We start from the raw sequence: 18,410 nt of genomic DNA, 5'->3' as shown, positions 1-18,410 counted from the left end.
CCCGCGCCTTCCGGCCCGTCCCGCCGCCCATGGCCCCGCTGCACCCTCCGCCGACCCCCGGCCCGGCCACGGCGCCCGCCCGCCCGGGGAAAGGCGCGCCATGAGCGCCGCCCCGCGCCCGGCGGGCGAGATGAAGGCCTTCATCGCCCGGCTGCACTTCTATGTCGGGCTGCTGGCCGGCCCCTTCCTGCTGGTGGCCGCCGTCACCGGCGTGCTGTACGTCCTGACGCCGCAGGTGGAGGACCTGCTCTACCGCGACGCCCTGCGGAGCGGCGCCGCCGGTCCGGCGCAGAGCCTTGCCACGCGGAGCCTGGCCGCGCAGAGTTTGACCGCGCAGGCCGGGGCGGCGCGCGCCGTGGCCGGGCCGGAGGCGCGCCTTTTCGCGCTGCGCCCCGCGCCGGCGGAGGGCATGACCACGCGGGTGATGTTCTCCGCCCCCGGGCTCGGCGCCTCCGAGAGCCGCGCCATCTTCGTCGACCCGGTGACGCTGGCCGTGCGGGGCGACATGACCGTCTACGGCACCAGCGGCATCCTGCCCTTCCGCACCGCGCTCGACTACCTGCACCGCAACCTCCTGCTGGGCGAGTTCGGCCGCCTGTACAGCGAGCTGGCCGCTTCCTGGCTCTGGGTGGCGGCGCTGGGCGGGGTGCTGCTCTGGGCCTGGCGCCGCACCGGCCGCCTGTCCCGTCAGAACCCCGGAAACCGCCGGCTGCGCACCCGGCGGCTGCACAGCGTGCTGGGGGTCGCGGTGGCGCTCGGGCTGGTGTTCTTCTCGGCCACCGGCCTCACCTGGTCGCAATGGGCGGGCGGGCGCATCGAGGGGCTGCGCGCCACGCTGGGCTGGGTCACGCCCTCCGTCTCGCTGGCGCTGGAGGACGGCGCTGCGGCCCCGGCGGGGGAGCACGCGCATCATCACCCTGCGGGCCACGCGGCTGCGGCCGCCGGCCCGGACGACGACGCGGCGCGGCTCGACGCGGTGCTGGCCGCGGCGCGTGCCGCCGGCATCGACTCGCCCTTCGTGGAGCTGCGCCTGCCGCGCCCGGGCCAGGCCTGGCTGGTGCGGGAATATGACCGCGCCTGGCCCACCCAGGTGGACACCGTCGCCATCGACCCGCGCTCCATGGCGGTGACGAGCCGGGCGGATTTCGCGACCTTTCCGCTCGTCGCCAAGCTGATCCGCTGGGGGATCGACCTGCATATGGGCGTGCTGTTCGGCGTGGCGAACCAGCTCCTCGTCGCGGCGCTGGGCACCGGGCTGATCGTGGTGACGCTCTATGGCTACCGTGTCTGGTGGCAGAACCGGCCGGCGCCGGGCGCGCTGCCGCGCACCCTCACCCAGGGCTGGCTGCGCCTGTCCTGGCCGCAGCGCGCGGCGGTGGCCGTGGTGGCCGCCGGGCTGGGATGGGCGCTGCCGGTGGCGGGAGGAAGCCTGGCGGTGTTCCTCCTGATCGACGTGGCGCGCTGGCGGCTGGCCCGCCCCGTGCCGCGCCCGCAGCCGGCCGGGTAGCGGCGCGAAGGCGGCCGGGGCGGCGGGCCGGGCGCGGGGCGGTGCCTCACGCCTCGCGCCGGGTGGTGGCCAGGAACAGCGCGGTGCCCAGCAGCACCATGGCGCCCAGGAAGGCGAGGGCCATCGCCACCCCGCCCGCAGCGGCCACCGGCCCCGTGGCCGCCTGCAGCACGGCACCGCCGAGGAAGAAGGACAGGTTGACCGCCGAGAGCGCCTTGCCCGCCTCGGCGGGCGGCACGGCGGCGCGGGTCATGGCGAAGACCAGCGGCTGGATGGCGATGGCGAGGCCGAAGGCGAACAGCAGCGCCGCGTCGGCCGAGACCGGCAGCGCCGGCAGCCCCAGCAGGCGGGCGAGCCAGCCCCCCGGCCCCCCCGCCGCCAGCAGCAGCAGGAACAGCCCGGCCAGCGCGTGCCCCCCCGCCAGCAGGGCGCGGCGGTGGCCGAGGCGCCGGTCCAGCACCCCGGCGGCCACCGGCCCCGCGATCAGCGCCAGGGTGAGCAGCAGCAGCACATGCCCGGCCTCGATGCGGCCGAGGCCCTTCACCTCCATCAGCCACGGCCCGCCCCACAGGCCGCGCACGCCGATGATCACCGCGAAGGAGGCGAAGGCCAGCAGCATCAGGCCGCGCAGCCGCCGGCTGGTGCCGAGCCGCAGCACCTGCCGCGCATCGGCCAGCAGGCCGGGATGCGGGCCGGGCTCGGGCACCGGCGCCGGCACCACGCGCGCCACCAGCGCCGCCACCGCGATGGCGAGCCCCCCCGCCACCCAGAAGCCGGCGCGCCAGCCCTGCTGCTCCACCAGCCAGGCCAGCGGGCTGGCCGAGAGCAGCATGCCGACATTGCCCACGCCCTGGATCAGCCCCGACCAGAGGCCGAACCTGGCGGGGGTGAGCAGCTTGGCGGCCAGCGTCATCGGGCAGAGCAGCATGCCGCAGCAGCCAAGGCCGAGCACCACCTGCGCCAGCAGGAAGCCGCCCGGCCCGCCCACCAGCGCCGCCAGCACCGAGCCCGCCAGCACCAGCGCCAGCAGGGTGAGCGCCACCGGCCGCACGCCGAAGCGGTCCAGCGCCACGCCGAGCGGGATCTGCCCGGCGGCGAAGGCGAAGTGGTAGGCGCCGGTGAGGCTGGCCAGCCCCTCGGCCGAGACGCCGAGGTCGCGCGCCAGCACGTCGGCCGAGATGGCCGGCAGGGTGCGCACCATGTTGGAGAGCATGTGCCCGAAGGCCAGCACCAGCAGCGGCGCTACAAAGGCGGCCGATCCCTCGCGGGTGGTCATGCGCGTGTCCGTCTCGTCCCCTGGGGAGACAAGGTTTGGCTCAGCGCGGCGCTTTCGTAAACTCGGCGGAGCCGGCAAGGGCGGCGGCGGCCCGGCGCGCCTCCTCCTGCCGCCGCCCGGCCCCTTGTCCGCGCAGCCCCTCCGCGGCTCAGCCTTTGGCGCTGCCGAGCGCCGTGCGGCACCAGAGCGTCAGCCCCACCATGGCGACAGCGGCGATGAGGAAGGCGCCGCTATAGCCGCTGCGCGCCAGCATCGCGCCGAAGCAGATGGAGCCCACGCCCTGCCCCAGGAACAGCGCCATGGCGAAGGCCGAGACGGCGGTGGCGCGCGCCTCGGGCAGCGCCTCGGTGCTGCGGGCCTGCAGCACGCCGTGGAAGCCGAAGAAGAACAGGCCTATCAGCCCCTGCATCGCCGCCACCAGCGGCCAGGAGGGGGCGAGGGCCAGCACCGCCAGCGCCACGGCCAGCAGCAGCCCCCCCGCCAGCATCAGCCGCATCTCGCCGAACCAGCCCAGCAGCTGCCGCGCCGTGCGGGTGTAGAGCAGGGCGCCGAGGCCGAACCCCGCCACCACCAGCCCGGCCTGCCAGGGCTCCAGGTGGAAGTCCTGGATCAGGTAGGAGCCGATAAAGGGAAAGGCGCCGCCGAACAGCAGCAGCCCGTCGAGAAAGGCGGCCAGCAGCAGCAGGCGGGCGGCGCGGCGGCGGAGCAGCTCGGCATAGCTGCCGAAGCCCAGGCGCCCCGGGCCGGCGGGCTGCCCGCGCCACAGCCGCGCCCCCAGCGTGGCGGCGATGGCCGCCGCCGTCAGCAGCGCGACCGAGGCGGTGACCAGGAACACCGCCCGCCAGCCGAAGGCCTGGCCGATGCTGCCCGAGATGGGGCCGGTGAGGAGCTGCGCCATCACCATGCCGGTGAGGAAGCGGCTGATGGTGGCCTGCCGCTCCCCATAGGGCACGTTGTCGCCGATCCAGGCCAGGGCGAGGGGGATGATGGCGCCGCCCGCGGCCCCCGTGGCGGCGCGCAGCGCCAGCATCTGCCCGAGCGAGCCCGCCAGGGCGCAGGCCGCCATGGCGAGGCCATAGGCCACGAGCCCGAGGGTGAGGACGCGCAGCTTGCCGAAGCGGTCGCCGAGCGGCCCGAGCACCACCTGGCAAAGGCCGTAGGGCAGGGCGAAGGCGGTGATCAGCACCGCCACCTCGGCCACGGTGCTGTGCAGGTCCCGCGCCACCAGCGGCAGCAGCGGGTCCAGCAGCCGCATGCCGCAGCCGGTGGCGAAGGCCGCTGCCGCCAGCAGCGGCAGGATGGCGAGCGGCGGACGCGCCGGGGCAGGTGCCGAAGCGGGGGTGCTGTCCGGGCGGCTCCCCGGCCCGCCGACGGCGCTCACGCCGCGTTGGCCGTGCGGGGCTCCGGGGAAGGGGGGGGCGTGTCGGGGGCGCCGCGCGCGGGGCGGGCGGCGCGGGCGCGCTCGCTCTCGGTCTTGAGCTGGCCGCAGGCGGCCAGGATGTCCCGCCCGCGCGGGGTGCGGATGGGCGAGGCGTAGCCCGCATCCTGCACGATCCGCGCGAAGCGGTGGATGGCGTTGTTGGAGGAGGTCTCGTAGGGGCTGCCGGGCCAGGGGTTGAACGGGATGAGGTTCACCTTGGCCGGGATGCCCCTCAGCAGCCGCACCAGCTCGCGCGCATCGGCCTCCGAGTCGTTCACGCCCTTCAGCATGACGTATTCGAAGGTGATGCGCCGCGCGTTGGAGGCGCCGGGATAGCGGCGGCAGGCCGCCATCAGCTCCTCGATCGGGTATTTGCGGTTCAGCGGCACGATCTCGTCGCGGATGTCGTTGCGCACCGCGTGCAGCGAGACGGCGAGGCCGACGCCCAGCTCCGCGCCGCAGCGGTCCATCATCGGCACCACGCCGGAGGTGGAGAGCGTGATGCGCCGGCGGGACAGCGCGATGCCCTCGCCATCCATGACGATGCGCATCGCCTTGGCGACGTTCTCGTAGTTATAGAGCGGCTCGCCCATGCCCATGATGACGATGGTGGACAGCAGCCGCGGCGTGCCGTCGGTCGGGCTCGGCCATTCGCCGTAGCTGTCGCGCGCCGCCATGAACTGGCCGACGATCTCGGCCGCGCCCAGGTTGCGCACCAGCTTCTGCGTGCCGGTGTGGCAGAAGCGGCAGGACAGGGTGCAGCCCACCTGGGTGGAGATGCAGACCGCGCCGCGGTCCTCCTGCTGGTCGGGGATGTAGACGGTCTCGACCTTCTGCCCGTCGCGGAAGGCGAAGAGGAACTTGCGGGTGCCGTCCTCGCTGGTCTGCTCGGTGTCCACCCCGGGGCGGCCGACCACGAAGCGCTCGGCCAGCTTCGCCTGCATCGCCTTGGCGATGGAGGGCATCCGCGCGAAGTCGGTGACGCCCTGGTGGTAGATCCAGTGCCAGAGCTGCTTGGCGCGGAAGGGCTTCTCGCCCATCGCCACCATCTCCGCCGCCAGCTCCTCGCGCGACAGGCCGACGAGGTCGCGGCGGCCATCCGGCAGCGTGGCGGGGGGCGGCGCGAACAGCGCGGCCTTGGCCAGGATGCGGCCGCGCTCGGCCTCGGTCAGGTCAGGAGCGTCGGTGGTGGCGGTCTGGGTCATGATGCGTGCTTTACCGGCGGCCCGCCGGACATTCCTTGCTGATGGCCTCATAGGCCGCGGTGAAGCCGGAAAGCGAGAAGGTGTCGGTCGCGGTGCCGCGCCCCTGGGCGCCAGGGCCCTTGGCCACGGCCTGGGCGCCGCCGCGGAACGCGGCCACGGCCTTGGCGCCCTCGCGCGCGAAGGCGTTGTCCTGCGCGGTGTAGAAGTCGAGGCCGGTGCCGCCCACCGTCACCTCCACCTCGGCGTTGCGGGGATAGGCGTAGCCGGAGCGCAGCGCCACCTGGTCCCGCCCCTGCGGCCGGTGCGTCACCGTCAGGATGGCGGCCTGGCGGTTGCCGGCGCGGGTGAAGGCGTAGCACACCTTGCGCCCGCCCTCCTGGTGCGTGGCCGCCGTCCAGTCCTGGAAGGTGCCGAGCGACTGGGGGCGCTGCTGCGCCTGGCCATGGGCCTGGGTGGCGGCGCCGAGCCACAGGGCCGCGGCGACCAGCGGGATGGCGCCGGCGGCGCCAGACGGCAGGAGGGAGAGGAGGCGGATCATGCGCCCCAGATAAGGTCTCCGCCCCGCATGCCGCAACCGCGCAAAGCCGGTGTCCGCTGCGCTTGCGTTGCAGATGTGATGCGGCGACCGCCTCATCCGCCGTTCCGCTGGCCGTTCCGCTGGCCGTTCTGTGGGCCGCTCCGGGGGCCCGCGGCGGGGGGCCAGAGCACCTTGTCCGCGTAGTTGCAGTGCTCGCGCGCCACGCAGTGCCAGCACTCGGGCAGCCGCGCCTTGCAGATGTAGCGCCCGTGCAGGATCAGCCAGTGATGGGCGTCCCGCAGCAGCTCGGGCGGCACGCGCCGCATCAGCCCCTCCTCCACCTCGCGCGGGGTCTTGCCCGGCGCCAGGCCGGTGCGGTTGCCGAGGCGGAAGATGTGGGTGTCCACCGCCATGGCCTCCTCGCCGAAGGCCACGTTGAGCACCACGTTGGCGGTCTTGCGGCCGACGCCGGCCAGCGCCTCCAGCGCCGCGCGGTCGGCCGGCACCTCGCCGCCATGCCGCTCCAGCAATTGCTGCGACAGCCTGACGACGTTGCGCGCCTTGGCCTTCCACAGCCCGATGCGCCGGATGTGCCCGCCCACGCCCTCCTCGCCCAGCGCCACCATGGCGGCGGGGTTGTCGGCCGCCTGGAACAGCGTGGCGGTCGCCTTGTTGACCGACACGTCCGTGGCCTGGGCGGACAGCGCCACGGCCACCAGCAGCGTGTAGGGGGAGGTGTAGTGCAGCTCCGTCTCCGGCGCCGGATTGGCCTCGGCCAGCGCGCGGACGAAGCGCGCGGCCTGGGCCGCCGCCATGCGGCGGGCGCGGCGCGGCGCCTCGGCGGTGCCGTGCAGCGGGCGCCGGGCGGCGGCGCGGCGGGGCTGGCCCGAAGGGGCGGCAGGCCCGGCGGGCAGGGGCGAAGCCTGGGGCGGGGCGGGGAGCGAAGCCGGGTCGGGGGCGGGCCCGGCGCCGGGAGGGGCAGCGCCAGGGGGCTCGGCGGGCCCGGGGAGGGCGGCGGAAACGGGGGCGGCGGCCCTGGGAGCGGCCCTGGGAGCGGCCCTGGGAGCGGCCCTGGGAGCGGCCCTGGGATCGGGAGGCATCGGGGCGGGGGCGGCGCGGCGGGGGCGGGGGGGCGGCTTCATCGGGGCTTCCATCGGGAGGGAGGAGCATAATCCCATCTTCGCGGAACGCACTCCCGTCCTATGTTTGCCGTCGATGCCCGCAATGCCCGAGCCGATCCCCGCCGAGCCGGTCCTGTTCGAGGCGGTCAGCACGCCGCCGCGCAGCTTCCGGCCGCGCGGCTTCGTGGTGATGCTGGCGCTCGGCCTGCTGTGGTCGCTGGGCGGGGGCGCGGTGTTCGTGCTGCTGGGCGCCTGGCCGGTGCTGCCCTTTCTGGGGGTGGAGGTGGTGGGCGCGCTGGTGCTGGTGGCGCTGCACCACCGCTGGTCGGGCCAGGCGCGGGAGGTCGTCTCGCTCACCCGGCGGCACCTGATGGTGCGCCGCCGCAGCGGCATCGGCCGCTGGGAGCGGGCCGTGCTCGACCCCTATTGGGCGCGGGTGGAATGGAGTGAGCGGCAGGGTCTCGCCCTGGTGCAGCGCGGCCGCCGGGTGCCGATCGGCCGCTTCCTGTCCGAGGAGGAGCAGCAGGACCTCGCCGCCGCGCTGAAGCGGGTGCTGGCCGAGTACCGCGCCCCCGTCTTCGACAACCCGCAGCTTCACGAGGCACGACCACACAAGCCAGAGTGATGCTGCGCCGCACAAAAACCTGCTAGGATGCCTCCGCCGGGGCTGCCGCCCCTTTCTGGAGCGCCACCCGAATGACCGACCCCTTTACCCATGGCCAGCGCGCCGCGCGCCATGCCAATGCCGTGCTGACCACGCTGGAGGCGGCCCGCCAGGTGATCGATCACCGCCTTTCGGCCGATGCCGCCCAGCGGCGTGGCCCGGTGGCCACCCTGCTGGAGGTGGGGCGCATGGTGCCGGAGAAGATGCTGGCCTTCTCGGCCGGCGGTGCCGCGCTGGCGCAGGGCGGCATGGCGCTCGGCCAGCGCACCGCGGAATACGCCATGGCCGAGCTGGAGGCGGCGCATGGCGCCACGCTGCGCGCGGCCGCCGCGCCAAGCCCGCTGGCGGTGGCCAGCGCCCAGGCCGAGTGGGCGCTGGGCGCCATGACGCGCGCCCAGGGCTTCAGTGCCGCCTGGGCGGGGCTTTGCCTGTCCATGGCGGAGCAGTCGCTGCGCCCGGTGCGCAGCACGGTGGCCGGGAACCGCCGGCGCCTGCGTGGCTGAGGGATGCGCGGCTGAGGGATGGGCGGCGGGCGCCCGCCATCCTCAGGCGGGCGGGTCCCCGCCGATGAACTCCCGCAGCGCCTCGCCCCGGCTGCGGGCGGTGGCGAGGTAGAGCAGCAGGATCGCCGCCAGCAGGCCGGCGGCGATCAGCGGCGCCAGGATGTTGCCCGTCGTCACGCGCACCAGGATCAGCCCGGCGCAGACCAGCGCGCCCAGCGCCGGCACCGCCGCCGGCACCTCGAAGCGCCCGCGTGGCTCGCCGGGGCGGCGCTTGAGGATGACGAGGGCGATGTTCACCACCGTGAAGACAAAGAGCAGCAGCAGCACCGTGGCCGAGGCCAACGCCGCGATGTTGCCGAGCATCGCCAGCGCCAGGACGATGACGAACAGCACGCCGATGGCGACATGGGGCGTGTGCCGCGTGGGATGGACGCGCCCCAGCGCCGCCGGCAGCAGCCCCTGCCGCGCCATGCCGTAGAGCAGGCGGGAGGCCATCACGTAGTTCACCAGCGCCGTGTTGGCGACGGCGAAGATGGTGACGGCGATGAAGCCGATGGCGGGGAACCAGGGCGCCGCGCGGCGCACCACCTCGGCCAGCGGCGCCGGCGCCGCGGCCAGCTCGCGCCAGGGCACCACCGAGACGGCGGTGACGCAGACGGCCATGTAGATGACCGTGGCGGCCAGCATGGACAGGATCAGCCCGGCCGGCATGGTGCGCTCGGGCTCGCGCACCTCCTCGGCGAGGTTCAGCGTGTCCTCGAAGCCGATGAAGGAGAAGAAGGTGAGCACCGCGCCCTGGAACACCAGCAGGGCGGTGCCGGCCGCCTCCATGCCGCCGCCCGCCGCCATGCCCTCCGCCGGCGCGTCCGGCCATTCGAACAGGCTGGCCTGGCCCCAGTAGGGGATGCCCACGGCGATGACGAGCACGAGCCCCAGCGCCTCCACCACCGTGCAGGCGGCGTTGGCCCAGAGGGATTCGCGGATGCCGCGCAGCAGGATGCCCGACAGCACCAGCAGGAAGCCGGTGGCCAGCAGCGCCACCGGCGCGCCCTCCCAGGCGAAGGCGGCCTGCAGGTTGCGCGCCACCACATTGGCCTGGGTGGCGATGGAGGTGAGGCCGGAGCAGGCCACCGCCAGCCCCACCAGATAGGCCAGCAGCGGGCTGCGATAGGCGCGCTGGGTGACATAGGCGGCGCCGCCGGCGCGCGGGTAGCGGCTGGCGATGGTGGCGTAGGACAGGCCGGTGAGCAGCGCCGCCACCATGCTGACCAGGAAGGCCAGCCAGATGGCGCTGCCCATCAGCCGCGCGGCCTCGCCCACCAGCCCGTAGATGCCGGCGCCCAGCATGCTGCCGAGGCCGTACATCACCAGCAATGGCAGGCCGACGGCACGCTTCAGCGAGGGATTGGCGTTCGCGGGCTCGGCCATGGCGGCCTCCGGTTCCCGGTCGTTGCTGCTGCTGCAACCCGCGACGGAGCCGCCGGGTTGCCGCCGCGCCCTGCGGGTGGCCCGAAAAGGCGGCTTTGAAAGGCGGCCCGGAAGGCCGCCATGAAAAAGGGCGCCGGGGTTGTCCTCCGGCGCCCGTGTCCCCTTCCCGCGGGGGAGGGATCAGCCCAGCCGCTCGCCGTGCAGCGAGACGTCGAGGCCCTCGCGCTCCTCCTCCTCGGTGACGCGCAGGCCGATCGTCACGTCGACGACCTTGAGGATGATCCAGGTGCCGATCGCGGTGAACACGAAGGTGGCGACCGTGGCGTAGACCTGGATCAGGAACTGGTCGAAGGAGCCGGAGATGCCCTCCGGCGCGCCCGGCGTGGCCGAGAGCGGGCCATAGGCGAAGATGCCGACCAGCAGCGCGCCCACGATGCCGCAGATGCCGTGCACGCCGAAGGCGTCCAGGCTGTCGTCATAGCCGCACCAGTGCTTCAGCGTGGTGGCGCCCCAGAAGCCGGCGAGGCCCGCCGCCAGGCCGATGATCAGCGCCGGCACCGGCAGCACGAAGCCGGCCGCCGGGGTGATGGCGACGAGGCCGGCCACGGCACCGGAGATGGCGCCCAGCACCGAGGGCTTGCCCTTGATCACCCATTCGGCGGACACCCAGGCCAGCACGCCCGCGGCGGCGGCGACCTGCGTCACCAGCATGGCCATGCCCGCGCGGCCGCCGGCGGCGCCCGCCGAGCCCGCGTTGAAGCCGAACCAGCCCACCCAGAGCAGCGCCGCGCCGATCACGGCCAGGCCCAGGTTGAAGGGCGACATGTTCTCGGAACCGAGGCCGGTGCGCTTGCCGAGCACGATGGCGGCGACCAGGCCGGCCACGCCCGCATTGATGTGCACCACCGTGCCGCCGGCGAAGTCCAGCGCGCCGAGGCCGAAGATCCAGCCATTCGGGTGCCACACCCAGTGGGCGATCGGGCTGTAGATCAGCAGCGACCAGAGGATGGTGAACACCAACAGGGCGGAGAACTTCATCCGGTCCGCGACCGCGCCCGTGGCGAGCGCCGGCGTGATGATGGCGAAGGTCATCTGGAACATGACGAAGACGGTCTCGGGGATGGTGAAGGCCACCGCCGCGTCGCCGCTGCCCAGCGTGAAGGGCTGGTCCCAGCCCGCCGCCACGCCCGCCAGGAACAGCTTGGAGAAGTCGCCGAAATAGGCGCCGCCCTCGCCGAAGGCCAGGCTGTAGCCCGCCACCATCCAGACCACGCTGCACAGCGCCGCCAGGAAGAAGGACTGCATCATGGTGGCCAGCACGTTCTTCTTCCGCACCATGCCGGAATAGAACAGCGCCAGGCCGGGGATGGTCATCATCAGCACCAGGGCGGTGCTGGTCAGCATCCAGGCGGCGTCGCCGCTGTTGACCGTGGGCGCCTCCTCCTGCGCCAGGGCCGGCGCGGCCAGCAGCAGGGCCGGGGCCAGCAGCAGGGCCGGGGCCAGCAGGGCGGCGCCGCGCGCCAGTCCACGCCGGCGGGTGGTGGGGATAGGGGCGGATGCCGTTCGCATCGTCCTCGGTTCCATTGTCGTCTGGTTGGCGGGGAAGGGCGTCACAGCGCCTGGTCGTCGGTCTCGCCGGTGCGGATGCGCAGCGCGCGCTCCACATCCAGCACGAAGATCTTGCCGTCGCCGATCTTGCCGGTGCGCGCGGTGGTGGCGATCGCCTCGACCACCGCGTCCACCAGGTCGGCGGAAACCGCGACCTCGATCTTCAGCTTGGGCAGGAAGGACACATGGTATTCCGCGCCGCGGTAGATCTCGGTCTGGCCCTTCTGCCGGCCAAACCCCTTCACCTCGGTCACGGTCAGCCCCTGCACGCCGAGCGGGGTGAGCGCTTCGCGCACCTCGTCCAGCTTGAAAGGCTTGATGACGGCCATCACCAGCTTCATCCGCTGCGGTCCCCTCGTTGCTTCCGCTTGGCTGCTCCTGCCAATGCGAGCACCGTGCCAGACGTGGTTGCAGGGCTTGCGGGGCGGTGGGGCACGCCCATCTGCACAAACATTGGGCAATGGACGCGACGGAAGCGCGGCGTTTCGGCGGCGGCTTCCGGAAGCGGCGGCGAGGGGGCAGAATGGGCGGCATGACGAAACGCATCGAGGCCGCGGTCTGCATCATCGGGGCGGGCCCCGTGGGCGCCACGCTGGCCGCCACCCTGGCCGCCGCCGGCCTGCCCACGGCGGTGGTGGACAGCGCCCCCCTGCCGCCCATGGAGCTGCCGGAATTCGACGGCCGCGCCTATGCCATCGCGCTGACCAGCCGCAACCTGCTGGAGGCGGCGGGGGTCTGGCCGCTGCTGCCCTGGGCGCCGGGGCCCATCACCCGCATCCGCTGCGCCGACGGCATGCCCGGCGAGGCGCCGAGCCGGCTCGCCCTGCATTTCGACGCGGCCGAGACCGGCGCCGGCCCCTTCGGCTGGATGGTGGAGGCCCGTGCCCTGCGCATGGCGCTGAACGCGCGCATGAAGGCGCTGGCGCACCTCTCCGTCCATGCCCCCGCCCGCGCCGAGGTGACGCGCGGCGCGGAGGGCGCCGAGATCCGGCTGTCCACCGGCGAGACCATCGCGGCGCGGCTGGTGGTGGCGGCGGAAGGGCGGCGCAGCCCGCTGCGGCAACAGGCCGGCATCGGCGCCGCCACGCTGGACTACCGGCAGACCGGCATCGTCGGCGCCGTGGCGCATGAGCGGCCGCACGGGCAGGTGGCGCTGGAGCAGTTCCTGCCCAACGGCCCCTTCGCCCAGCTTCCCCTGGCGCCCACGGCCGAGCACCCCAACGCCTCGGCCATCGTCTGGTCGGAGAAGCGGGCCATCGCCGAGCGGGTGCTGAAGCTGCCGGACGCCGAGTATGGCCGCGAGATCCAGCGCCGCATGGGCGACCACCTGGGCCGCGTGACCCCCATCGGCCGGCGCTGGTCCTATCCGCTCACCGCCATGCACGCCATGCGCTACACCGACACGCGCCTCGCCCTGGTGGGGGACGCGGCGCATGGCATCCACCCCATCGCCGGGCAGGGGCTCAATCTCGGCTTCCGCGACGTGGCGGCGCTGGCCGAGCTGGTTGCCGCCGCCATGTCGCGCGGCGAGGACCCGGGCGGTGCCGCGCTGCTGGCCAGCTACCAGGCGCGGCGGCGGCCGGACGCGCTGCTGATGCTGGGCGCCACCCACGCGCTGGAGCGGCTGTTCGGCAACAGCCTGCCGCCGCTGCGGCTGGCGCGGCGCCTCGGCATGGGGGCGGTGGAGCGGATGCCGCGGCTGAAGGACTTCTTCGCCCGCCGCGCCATGGGCTTCGGCCCGCTCACCGGCAGCCTGATGCTGGGGCGGCCGCCGGGCGAGCCTTCCCTGGACGGCGCCCTGTACGGCCCCCTGGGCGGCCCCGCCGGCTGAAAGGGCGGACTCCCGTCAGGGGGCCATCACCCCGTCGAGCAGGCCGCGCAGCAGGCCGATGCCTTCCTGCACCCCCTCCAGCCGCAGCGGGCGGCCGCCCTCGGCGCCCAGGCTGCGGGTGAGGGCGACGCGGTCCTGGCCCAGCTCGGCGGCGGAAAGCCTGCCATCGCCGTCATAATCCAGGCTTTCCATGGCGAGGCGGCCGATGGCGACGCCGGCCAGCATGCCACCGCCGCCGGCGGCCAGCACGCCCTCGGGCGAGGCATCCTCGGCGGCGGCCATCATCCAGGTCATGCCGCGCACCAGCCGGGCGATCTCGGCAACCGACAGCAGCCGGTCGCCGGACACGTCGCCCTCCGCCACCAGGGCGGCGAGGCAGCCGGCGCTGCCGGCCTCCGGGCCGCCGCAGGCCGCTTCCAGCACCTCCAGCGCGCCCAGCATCGCCAGCCCCTCGCCATGCAGCGCGGCGAAGGCGGGGGGCGGGGCGGCGCAGCGGCGCCATTCGGCGAGCGGCGTGTCGCCGGGCAGGCGGTCGTCGCGCAGCTTGGCATCGGGCTCGGCGGTGCGCAGCGCCGTGGCGTCGCCGCGCAGCAGGATGCGGGGCGCCTCGGCGCCGCGGCCGGTGCCCACCACCCAGCCATCCTGGGCGCGCGCCTCGGCGAAGCGGATCAGCCGCGCGGGGCCCTCCGCCGGCAGCCGGGCCACGGCGCGGGCGGTGACGTGCAGCATGGCCGTGGGGCTGGCGCAGCCGCCCGCGAACCAGGGGCCGCGCAGGGCCGGCGGCACCGGCAGGAGCGCCGGGGGCGCGGCCGCGGAGGGGCCGGCCGGGGAAGCAGCGGGGGCGGCCGGCTGGGCCGGTGCCGCGCCCGGCGCGCCCAGCAGCAGCGGCAGGGCGAGGAGCAGGGCGGTGAGAGCGCGCGTCATGGCAGGGCCACCTCGGTGCCGGAGCACAGGTCAAAGCGGGGGCGGTCCACCTCCCGCCCGTCGCGGAAGACGGCGCGCAGATGGCCGGTGCAGCCCACCCCCTCGGGCGGCACGAAGTCCAGCGTCTCGCCGCGGCCGAGCACGGTGCTGCCCAGCCGGTCGGGTCCGCGCGGCGCGCCCACGGGATCGGCATACAGCTCCACCAGCGGCGCCGGGCCGTTGTTGCGGAAGCGCACGCTGCCCTCGCGCGGCGGACCCTGCTCCAGCGCGCCGGCGCCCTGGTCCAGCCGCTCCGCCAGCACCCAGCCGGGGCGCAGCACGATCAGCGCGTTCTCGCAGATGTTGACGCCGCGCCGCTCCTCGGCCCCGCCATTGCCGAAGACGATGCGCAGGTCGATCTCGCAGGCGCTGCGCATCACCAGCTCGGCGCGGGCGCCGCGCTCCAGCGGCGCGGGGCTGAGCCGGTCCTCGCCCCAGTCCGTGTCGTCGGTGGCGGAGGCATAGACCTCCTGCACCGGCGCGCCGTGGCGGTTGACCAGGGTGAAGGCGCGCTCCGGCGGGCGGGGAATGGTGCTGCCGTCGAACAGGATGGGAGCGCCGGCGCAAAGGTCGGCCGCCCGCTTCTCCTCGGCCGTCTCGTCGTCATACACCACGCGCAGGTCCACCTGGCAGGCGCGGCTGCGCAGCCGCAGGCGGAAGGTGGTGCCGGGCTCGACCATCACGGGGCCGAGCCGGTCATGGCCCCAGCCGGCGCCTTCCGGCCGCTCGCCCGCGGGCCGTTCCGCTCCGGGGCGTTCCGTTCCGGGACGTCCGCCGGGGCCGGTGCCGGCATAGAGGTTGCGGATGGCGCGGCCCGCGCCGTTGGCGATCTCCGCCTCGCGCCAGGGGATGGAAGGGTCGCCGAAGGTGACGCGGCTCTGCCGGCACAGGTCGACGCGGCGGCGCTCCTCCACCGTGTCGTCCTCGAACACGGCGGTGAGGTCGAAGACGCATTCGCGCGCGCGGCCGAGGCGCAGGCGCGTGGTGGCCTCGGGGGGCACCGTCTCGGCGCCCAGCCGGTCCGGCCCCCGGCCGGGGGCGCCGCTCGGCATGGCGTAGAGTTCGCGCATGGCGAGGTCGGTGTCGTTCACCACCGTGGCCTCGCGCAGCGGCGCGCTGGGGTCGCCGAAGGTGACGCGGCTGTTGCGGCAGAGATCGACGCCGCGCTTCTCCTCGGCGCTGCCATCGGCCAGCACCACGCGCAGGTCGAACAGGCAGAGCCGCTGCCGGCCGAGCGGCACGCGCAGCGCGGCGCCGGTGGGCAGCATGTCGTCGCCCAGCCGGTCGGGGCCCTGCTCCACGCTGCCGGCGGGGGCGATGTAGAGCTCGCGCAGCGGCAGGCCCAGCTCGTTGGCCACCACCGCCTCGCGCTCCTGCGCCGCGGGGGGGCGGGCGGGCGGGGCGGGGGGCGGAGGGATGGGCTGCGGCGGAACGGGCTGGGCGGCGCCGGGCTGGCGGGCCAGGGCGGGCGCGGCGGACCATGCCGGCACCGCGAGGCCCGCCGGCCCTGGTGCTGCGAGCAGGGCCAGCACCATCGCCACGCGAAGCCGCATCAACGCCGTCTCCCAAAAGCACGGCCAGAATGGGGCTGCGGCCGGCCGAGCGCAAGCGCCGCGCCCATGGCGAAAACGCAATTTGCGCTTTGCCGGCAAGGCGTTTATCGCGCAACCTCCTTGCGATTTCTGTGCCTGTGGAGGAAACATAATGTTGCGGCGCACCCTATTTTCCGCGGCTCTCGCCGGAGCCGCCCTGCCGCTGCTGGGAACCGGTGCCCGGGCGCAGCAACAGCTCTATCCCTCCATGCACGTCTTCATTCCCGCCGGGCCCGGCGGCGGATGGGACGGGCTCGGCCGCGCCATCGAGCAGGTGGCGCGCCAGGCGGGGCTGGTGGGCAGCTTCCAGTTCGAGAATGTCGGCGGCGCCGGCGGCACGGTGGGGCTGCCGCGCTTCATCTCGCAACGCCGCGGGCGCGAGGGCAGCATCCTGATCGGCGGTGCCGTGATGGTGGGGGCGGTGCTGGCCAACAAGGCGCCGGTCGGGCTGAAGGACGTGACGCCGATCGCGCGCATGACCACCGAGCCCGGCATCATCGTCGTCCCCGCCAGCAGCGACATCAAGGACCTCCAGGGCTTCCTCGACGCGCTGAAGAGCAATCCGGGCGCCACCTCGGTGGCGGGCGGCAGCGCCGGCGGCATCGACCACATCGTGCTCGGCCTGCTGCTGAAGTCCCAGGGCCGCTCGGCCAAGGAGGCCTCCTATGTCGCCTTCGCCGGCGGCGGGCCGGCCCAGGCGGCCATCCTGGGCGCCCAGGTCAGGGCCGGCATCTCCGGCGTCTCCGAGTTCGCCGAGCAGGTCAAGGCGGGCCGCATGCGGGCGCTGGCCACCACCGGCGAGCGCCGCTCCCTGCCCGACGTGCCGACGCTGAAGGAAAGCGGCATCGACATCACGCTGGGCAACTGGCGCGGCGTGTTCGGCCCGCCCGGCATCCGGCCCGAGACGCGCGCGGGGCTGGTGAAGTTCGTCACCGAGCTGCACGCCCTGCCGGCCTGGAAGGAGATGATGGAGCGCCAGGGCTGGGAGGACGCGTTCCTGCCGGGCGAGCAGTTCGAGGCCTATCTGAAGCGCGACGAGGCGGACACCGCCGAGGTGCTGCGCGAGATCGGCCTCATCTGAGCATGGCCGGCACGACCGGAGGGCCCGGCGCCGCGCCGGGCCAGGCGGATGCCCCGGTGCCGGACGGCCGGATGCGGGCCGCGCTGCGGCGGTCCGACATCGCGGTGGGCGTGCTGGTGCTGCTGCTCGGCCTGCTCTGCCTGTGGCAGGCGGCCATCATCCCCACCACGCCGCTCTATGCGCAGGTCGGGCCGAAATTCACCCCCTACCTGATCGGCGGCGTGGTCTGTGCGGTGGGGGCGGGGCTCACCCTTTCGGCGCTGCGGGGCGGCTGGTCGCACACCCTGCCCGACGTGACGGAGGCGGCGCCCGCCAACCTGCGCGCCCTCGGCCTGCTCGGCGCCGGGCTGCTGGCCAACCTGGTGCTGATCGGCACGCTGGGCTTCGTCTTCGCCGCCACGGCGCAGTTCGTGCTGGTGGCGGCGGCCTTCGGCAGCCGGCACATGCTGCGCGACCTCGCCATCGGCCTCGCCGTCACGCTCGGCGCCTATCTCGCCTTCGACAAGCTGCTGGGCGTCAACATCGGCGCCGGCATCCTGGAAGGGATCCTGTAGCCCATGGATGCCTGGTCCGGCCTGGCCCTCGGCTTCGGCAACGCGCTCACCGTCACCAATCTCGGCTGGGCGCTGCTCGGCTGCTTCCTCGGCACCGCCATCGGCGTGCTGCCCGGCATCGGGCCGGCGCTGACCATCGCGCTGCTGCTGCCCATCACCTTCCAGGTCTCCGCCACCGGCGCCTTCATCCTGTTCTGCGGCGTGTTCTACGGCGCCATGTATGGCGGCTCCACCACCTCCATCCTGCTCAACACGCCGGGCGAGAGCGGCTCCATCATCACCGCGCTGGAAGGCGCCAAGATGGCGCGGAGCGGCCGCGCCGGGCCGGCGCTGGTCACCGCCGCCGTGGGCAGCTTCATCGCCGGCACCATCGGCACGCTGGGCATCTCCTTTCTCGGCCCCGTCGTGGTCGAGCTGGCGCTGAAGCTGGGGCCGGCCGAGTATTTCTCGCTGATGGTGCTGTGCTTCGTCACCGTCTCGGCGGTGCTGGGCGGCTCGGCGCTGCGCGGGCTCGCATCCCTCGGCCTCGGCCTGATGATCGGCCTCGTCGGCATCGACCTGCAGACCGGCCAGCCGCGCCTGACCTTCGGCGTGCCCGAGCTGCTGGACGGCATCGACGTGGTGCTGGTCGCCGTCGCCCTCTTCGCGGTGGGCGAGACGCTCCACCTCGCCTGGCGCCATGTGGAGGGCAGGCAGGAGGTGCGCGAGGTCGGCCGCCTGATGATGACGAAGGAGGACTGGAAGCGCAGCACCGGCCCCTGGTTCCGCGGCGCGCTGCTGGGCTTCCCCTTCGGCGTGATGCCGGCGGGCGGCACCGAGATGCCCACCATGCTCAGCTACTACGCCGAGCGGAAGCTCTCGAAGCACCCGGAGGAGTTCGGCACCACCGGCGCCATCGAGGGCGTGGCGGGGCCGGAGGCCGCCAACAACGCCGCCGCCGCCGGCATCCTGGTGCCGATGCTGACGCTGGGCCTGCCCACCTCGGCCACGGCGGCGATCATGCTCTCCGCCTTCCAGAGCTACGGCATCCAGCCGGGGCCGCTGCTGTTCACCGGCCAGGCCGAGCTGGTCTGGACGCTGATCGCCTCGCTCTACATCGCCAACATCATGCTGGTGGTGCTGAACCTGCCGCTGGTGGGG

17 protein-coding genes are annotated in these 18,410 nt (G+C 74.4%); 7 read left to right on the top strand and 10 right to left on the bottom strand.

The annotated features are described in order from the left end of the window. Positions 1 to 100 precede the first annotated feature (100 nt). Positions 101 to 1,507: a PepSY-associated TM helix domain-containing protein gene (locus tag CR162_RS11255; RefSeq protein WP_218014883.1), complete on the top strand. Its 1,407-nt coding sequence runs from the start codon at positions 101 to 103 to the stop codon at positions 1,505 to 1,507. A gap of 46 nt (positions 1,508 to 1,553) precedes the next feature. Here CR162_RS11255 and CR162_RS11250 read toward each other — a convergent pair whose 3' ends face one another. The 5 genes from CR162_RS11250 to nth all read right to left on the bottom strand — a co-directional run bounded on the left by CR162_RS11250 (position 1,554) and on the right by nth (position 6,740). Further along, a complete protein-coding gene (locus CR162_RS11250) occupies positions 1,554 to 2,783 on the bottom strand; it encodes an MFS transporter (RefSeq protein WP_099095651.1) in 1,230 nt (409 codons plus the stop codon). A 148-nt stretch (positions 2,784 to 2,931) separates the two neighbouring features. Beyond that, positions 2,932 to 4,164 carry an MFS transporter gene (locus CR162_RS11245; RefSeq protein WP_099095650.1) on the bottom strand — a complete coding sequence of 411 codons (1,233 nt, stop codon included), beginning with the start codon at positions 4,162 to 4,164 and terminating at the stop codon, positions 2,932 to 2,934. Further along, complete coding sequence (gene rlmN, locus CR162_RS11240; RefSeq protein WP_099095649.1) at positions 4,161 to 5,408, bottom strand: 23S rRNA (adenine(2503)-C(2))-methyltransferase RlmN; 1,248 nt, start codon at positions 5,406 to 5,408, stop codon at positions 4,161 to 4,163. Before rlmN ends, CR162_RS11245 begins: the two co-directional genes overlap by 4 nt. 10 nt (positions 5,409 to 5,418) lie before the next feature. Then, a complete protein-coding gene (locus tag CR162_RS11235) occupies positions 5,419 to 5,946 on the bottom strand; it encodes an invasion associated locus B family protein (RefSeq protein WP_245870283.1) in 528 nt (175 codons plus the stop codon). Positions 5,947 to 6,038: 92 nt separating this feature from the next. Then, a complete protein-coding gene (nth, locus tag CR162_RS11230; protein WP_099095648.1) occupies positions 6,039 to 6,740 on the bottom strand; it encodes an endonuclease III in 702 nt (233 codons plus the stop codon). A gap of 400 nt (positions 6,741 to 7,140) precedes the next feature. Here nth and CR162_RS11220 point away from each other — a divergent pair, with 400 nt between their 5' ends. Both CR162_RS11220 and CR162_RS11215 read left to right on the top strand, forming a co-directional pair. Continuing rightward, on the top strand, positions 7,141 to 7,671 hold the full coding sequence (locus CR162_RS11220; RefSeq protein WP_099095647.1) for a DUF2244 domain-containing protein: 531 nt from the start codon (positions 7,141 to 7,143) through the stop codon (positions 7,669 to 7,671). 71 nt (positions 7,672 to 7,742) lie between these two features. Next, a complete protein-coding gene (locus CR162_RS11215; protein ID WP_099095646.1) occupies positions 7,743 to 8,213 on the top strand; it encodes a hypothetical protein in 471 nt (156 codons plus the stop codon). A gap of 42 nt (positions 8,214 to 8,255) precedes the next feature. On the opposite strand, the gene CR162_RS11210 is transcribed toward CR162_RS11215, so the two are convergent. The 3 genes from CR162_RS11210 to CR162_RS11200 form a co-directional block, all read right to left on the bottom strand. Next, a complete protein-coding gene (locus CR162_RS11210; RefSeq protein ID WP_099095645.1) occupies positions 8,256 to 9,641 on the bottom strand; it encodes an APC family permease in 1,386 nt (461 codons plus the stop codon). 180 nt (positions 9,642 to 9,821) lie between these two features. Then, on the bottom strand, positions 9,822 to 11,210 hold the full coding sequence (locus tag CR162_RS11205) for an ammonium transporter (protein WP_281254970.1): 1,389 nt from the start codon (positions 11,208 to 11,210) through the stop codon (positions 9,822 to 9,824). Positions 11,211 to 11,251: 41 nt separating this feature from the next. Then, complete coding sequence (locus tag CR162_RS11200; RefSeq protein WP_099095644.1) at positions 11,252 to 11,590, bottom strand: P-II family nitrogen regulator; 339 nt, start codon at positions 11,588 to 11,590, stop codon at positions 11,252 to 11,254. 191 nt (positions 11,591 to 11,781) lie between these two features. Between CR162_RS11200 and CR162_RS11195 the strand changes: the two genes are divergently transcribed. After that, positions 11,782 to 13,080, top strand: coding sequence for a UbiH/UbiF/VisC/COQ6 family ubiquinone biosynthesis hydroxylase (locus CR162_RS11195; RefSeq protein ID WP_099095661.1), 1,299 nt, complete (start codon positions 11,782 to 11,784; stop codon positions 13,078 to 13,080). A gap of 15 nt (positions 13,081 to 13,095) precedes the next feature. Here the strand turns inward: CR162_RS11195 and CR162_RS11190 are convergent, their stop codons facing one another. Next, positions 13,096 to 14,004: a hypothetical protein gene (locus tag CR162_RS11190; RefSeq protein ID WP_099095643.1), complete on the bottom strand. Its 909-nt coding sequence runs from the start codon at positions 14,002 to 14,004 to the stop codon at positions 13,096 to 13,098. Then, positions 14,001 to 15,596 carry a hypothetical protein gene (locus CR162_RS11185; RefSeq protein ID WP_141563137.1) on the bottom strand — a complete coding sequence of 532 codons (1,596 nt, stop codon included), beginning with the start codon at positions 15,594 to 15,596 and terminating at the stop codon, positions 14,001 to 14,003. The genes CR162_RS11190 and CR162_RS11185 overlap by 4 nt, the downstream gene beginning before the upstream one ends. A 151-nt stretch (positions 15,597 to 15,747) precedes the next feature. Between CR162_RS11185 and CR162_RS11180 the strand changes: the two genes are divergently transcribed. The 3 genes from CR162_RS11180 to CR162_RS11170 form a co-directional block, all read left to right on the top strand. Beyond that, positions 15,748 to 16,716 carry a Bug family tripartite tricarboxylate transporter substrate binding protein gene (locus CR162_RS11180; protein ID WP_099095641.1) on the top strand — a complete coding sequence of 323 codons (969 nt, stop codon included), beginning with the start codon at positions 15,748 to 15,750 and terminating at the stop codon, positions 16,714 to 16,716. A gap of 2 nt (positions 16,717 to 16,718) precedes the next feature. After that, positions 16,719 to 17,270: a tripartite tricarboxylate transporter TctB family protein gene (locus tag CR162_RS11175; RefSeq protein ID WP_245870281.1), complete on the top strand. Its 552-nt coding sequence runs from the start codon at positions 16,719 to 16,721 to the stop codon at positions 17,268 to 17,270. A 3-nt stretch (positions 17,271 to 17,273) separates the two neighbouring features. Beyond that, positions 17,274 to 18,410, top strand: a 1,137-nt coding sequence (locus CR162_RS11170; protein WP_099095640.1) for a tripartite tricarboxylate transporter permease, incomplete at its 3' end; no start/stop codon positions are given.

The organism is Teichococcus rhizosphaerae (assembly GCF_002631185.1).
GTDB lineage: Bacteria > Pseudomonadota > Alphaproteobacteria > Acetobacterales > Acetobacteraceae > Pseudoroseomonas > Pseudoroseomonas rhizosphaerae.
The sequence above is the reverse complement of the archived record's forward strand: the minus strand, read 5'-3'. Positions and strand labels throughout refer to the sequence as shown.

Bases quoted from the DNA above. Each gene is read 5' to 3' on its own strand.
- CR162_RS11175 (WP_245870281.1), top strand. From the start codon at position 16,719: ATGGCCGGCACGACCGGAGGGCCCGGCGCCGCGCCGGGCCAGGCGGAT.
- CR162_RS11215 (WP_099095646.1), top strand. From the start codon at position 7,743: ATGACCGACCCCTTTACCCATGGCCAGCGCGCCGCGCGCCATGCCAAT.
- CR162_RS11250 (WP_099095651.1), bottom strand. From the start codon at position 2,783: ATGACCACCCGCGAGGGATCGGCCGCCTTTGTAGCGCCGCTGCTGGTG.
- CR162_RS11235 (WP_245870283.1), bottom strand. From the start codon at position 5,946: ATGATCCGCCTCCTCTCCCTCCTGCCGTCTGGCGCCGCCGGCGCCATC.
- CR162_RS11200 (WP_099095644.1), bottom strand. From the start codon at position 11,590: ATGAAGCTGGTGATGGCCGTCATCAAGCCTTTCAAGCTGGACGAGGTG.
- CR162_RS11190 (WP_099095643.1), bottom strand. From the start codon at position 14,004: ATGACGCGCGCTCTCACCGCCCTGCTCCTCGCCCTGCCGCTGCTGCTG.
- CR162_RS11220 (WP_099095647.1), top strand. From the start codon at position 7,141: ATGCCCGCAATGCCCGAGCCGATCCCCGCCGAGCCGGTCCTGTTCGAG.
- CR162_RS11210 (WP_099095645.1), bottom strand. From the start codon at position 9,641: ATGGCCGAGCCCGCGAACGCCAATCCCTCGCTGAAGCGTGCCGTCGGC.
- CR162_RS11180 (WP_099095641.1), top strand. From the start codon at position 15,748: ATGTTGCGGCGCACCCTATTTTCCGCGGCTCTCGCCGGAGCCGCCCTG.
- CR162_RS11185 (WP_141563137.1), bottom strand. From the start codon at position 15,596: ATGCGGCTTCGCGTGGCGATGGTGCTGGCCCTGCTCGCAGCACCAGGG.
- rlmN (WP_099095649.1), bottom strand. From the start codon at position 5,408: ATGACCCAGACCGCCACCACCGACGCTCCTGACCTGACCGAGGCCGAG.
- CR162_RS11255 (WP_218014883.1), top strand. From the start codon at position 101: ATGAGCGCCGCCCCGCGCCCGGCGGGCGAGATGAAGGCCTTCATCGCC.
- CR162_RS11195 (WP_099095661.1), top strand. From the start codon at position 11,782: ATGACGAAACGCATCGAGGCCGCGGTCTGCATCATCGGGGCGGGCCCC.
- CR162_RS11205 (WP_281254970.1), bottom strand. From the start codon at position 11,210: ATGCGAACGGCATCCGCCCCTATCCCCACCACCCGCCGGCGTGGACTG.
- nth (WP_099095648.1), bottom strand. From the start codon at position 6,740: ATGGCGGCGGCCCAGGCCGCGCGCTTCGTCCGCGCGCTGGCCGAGGCC.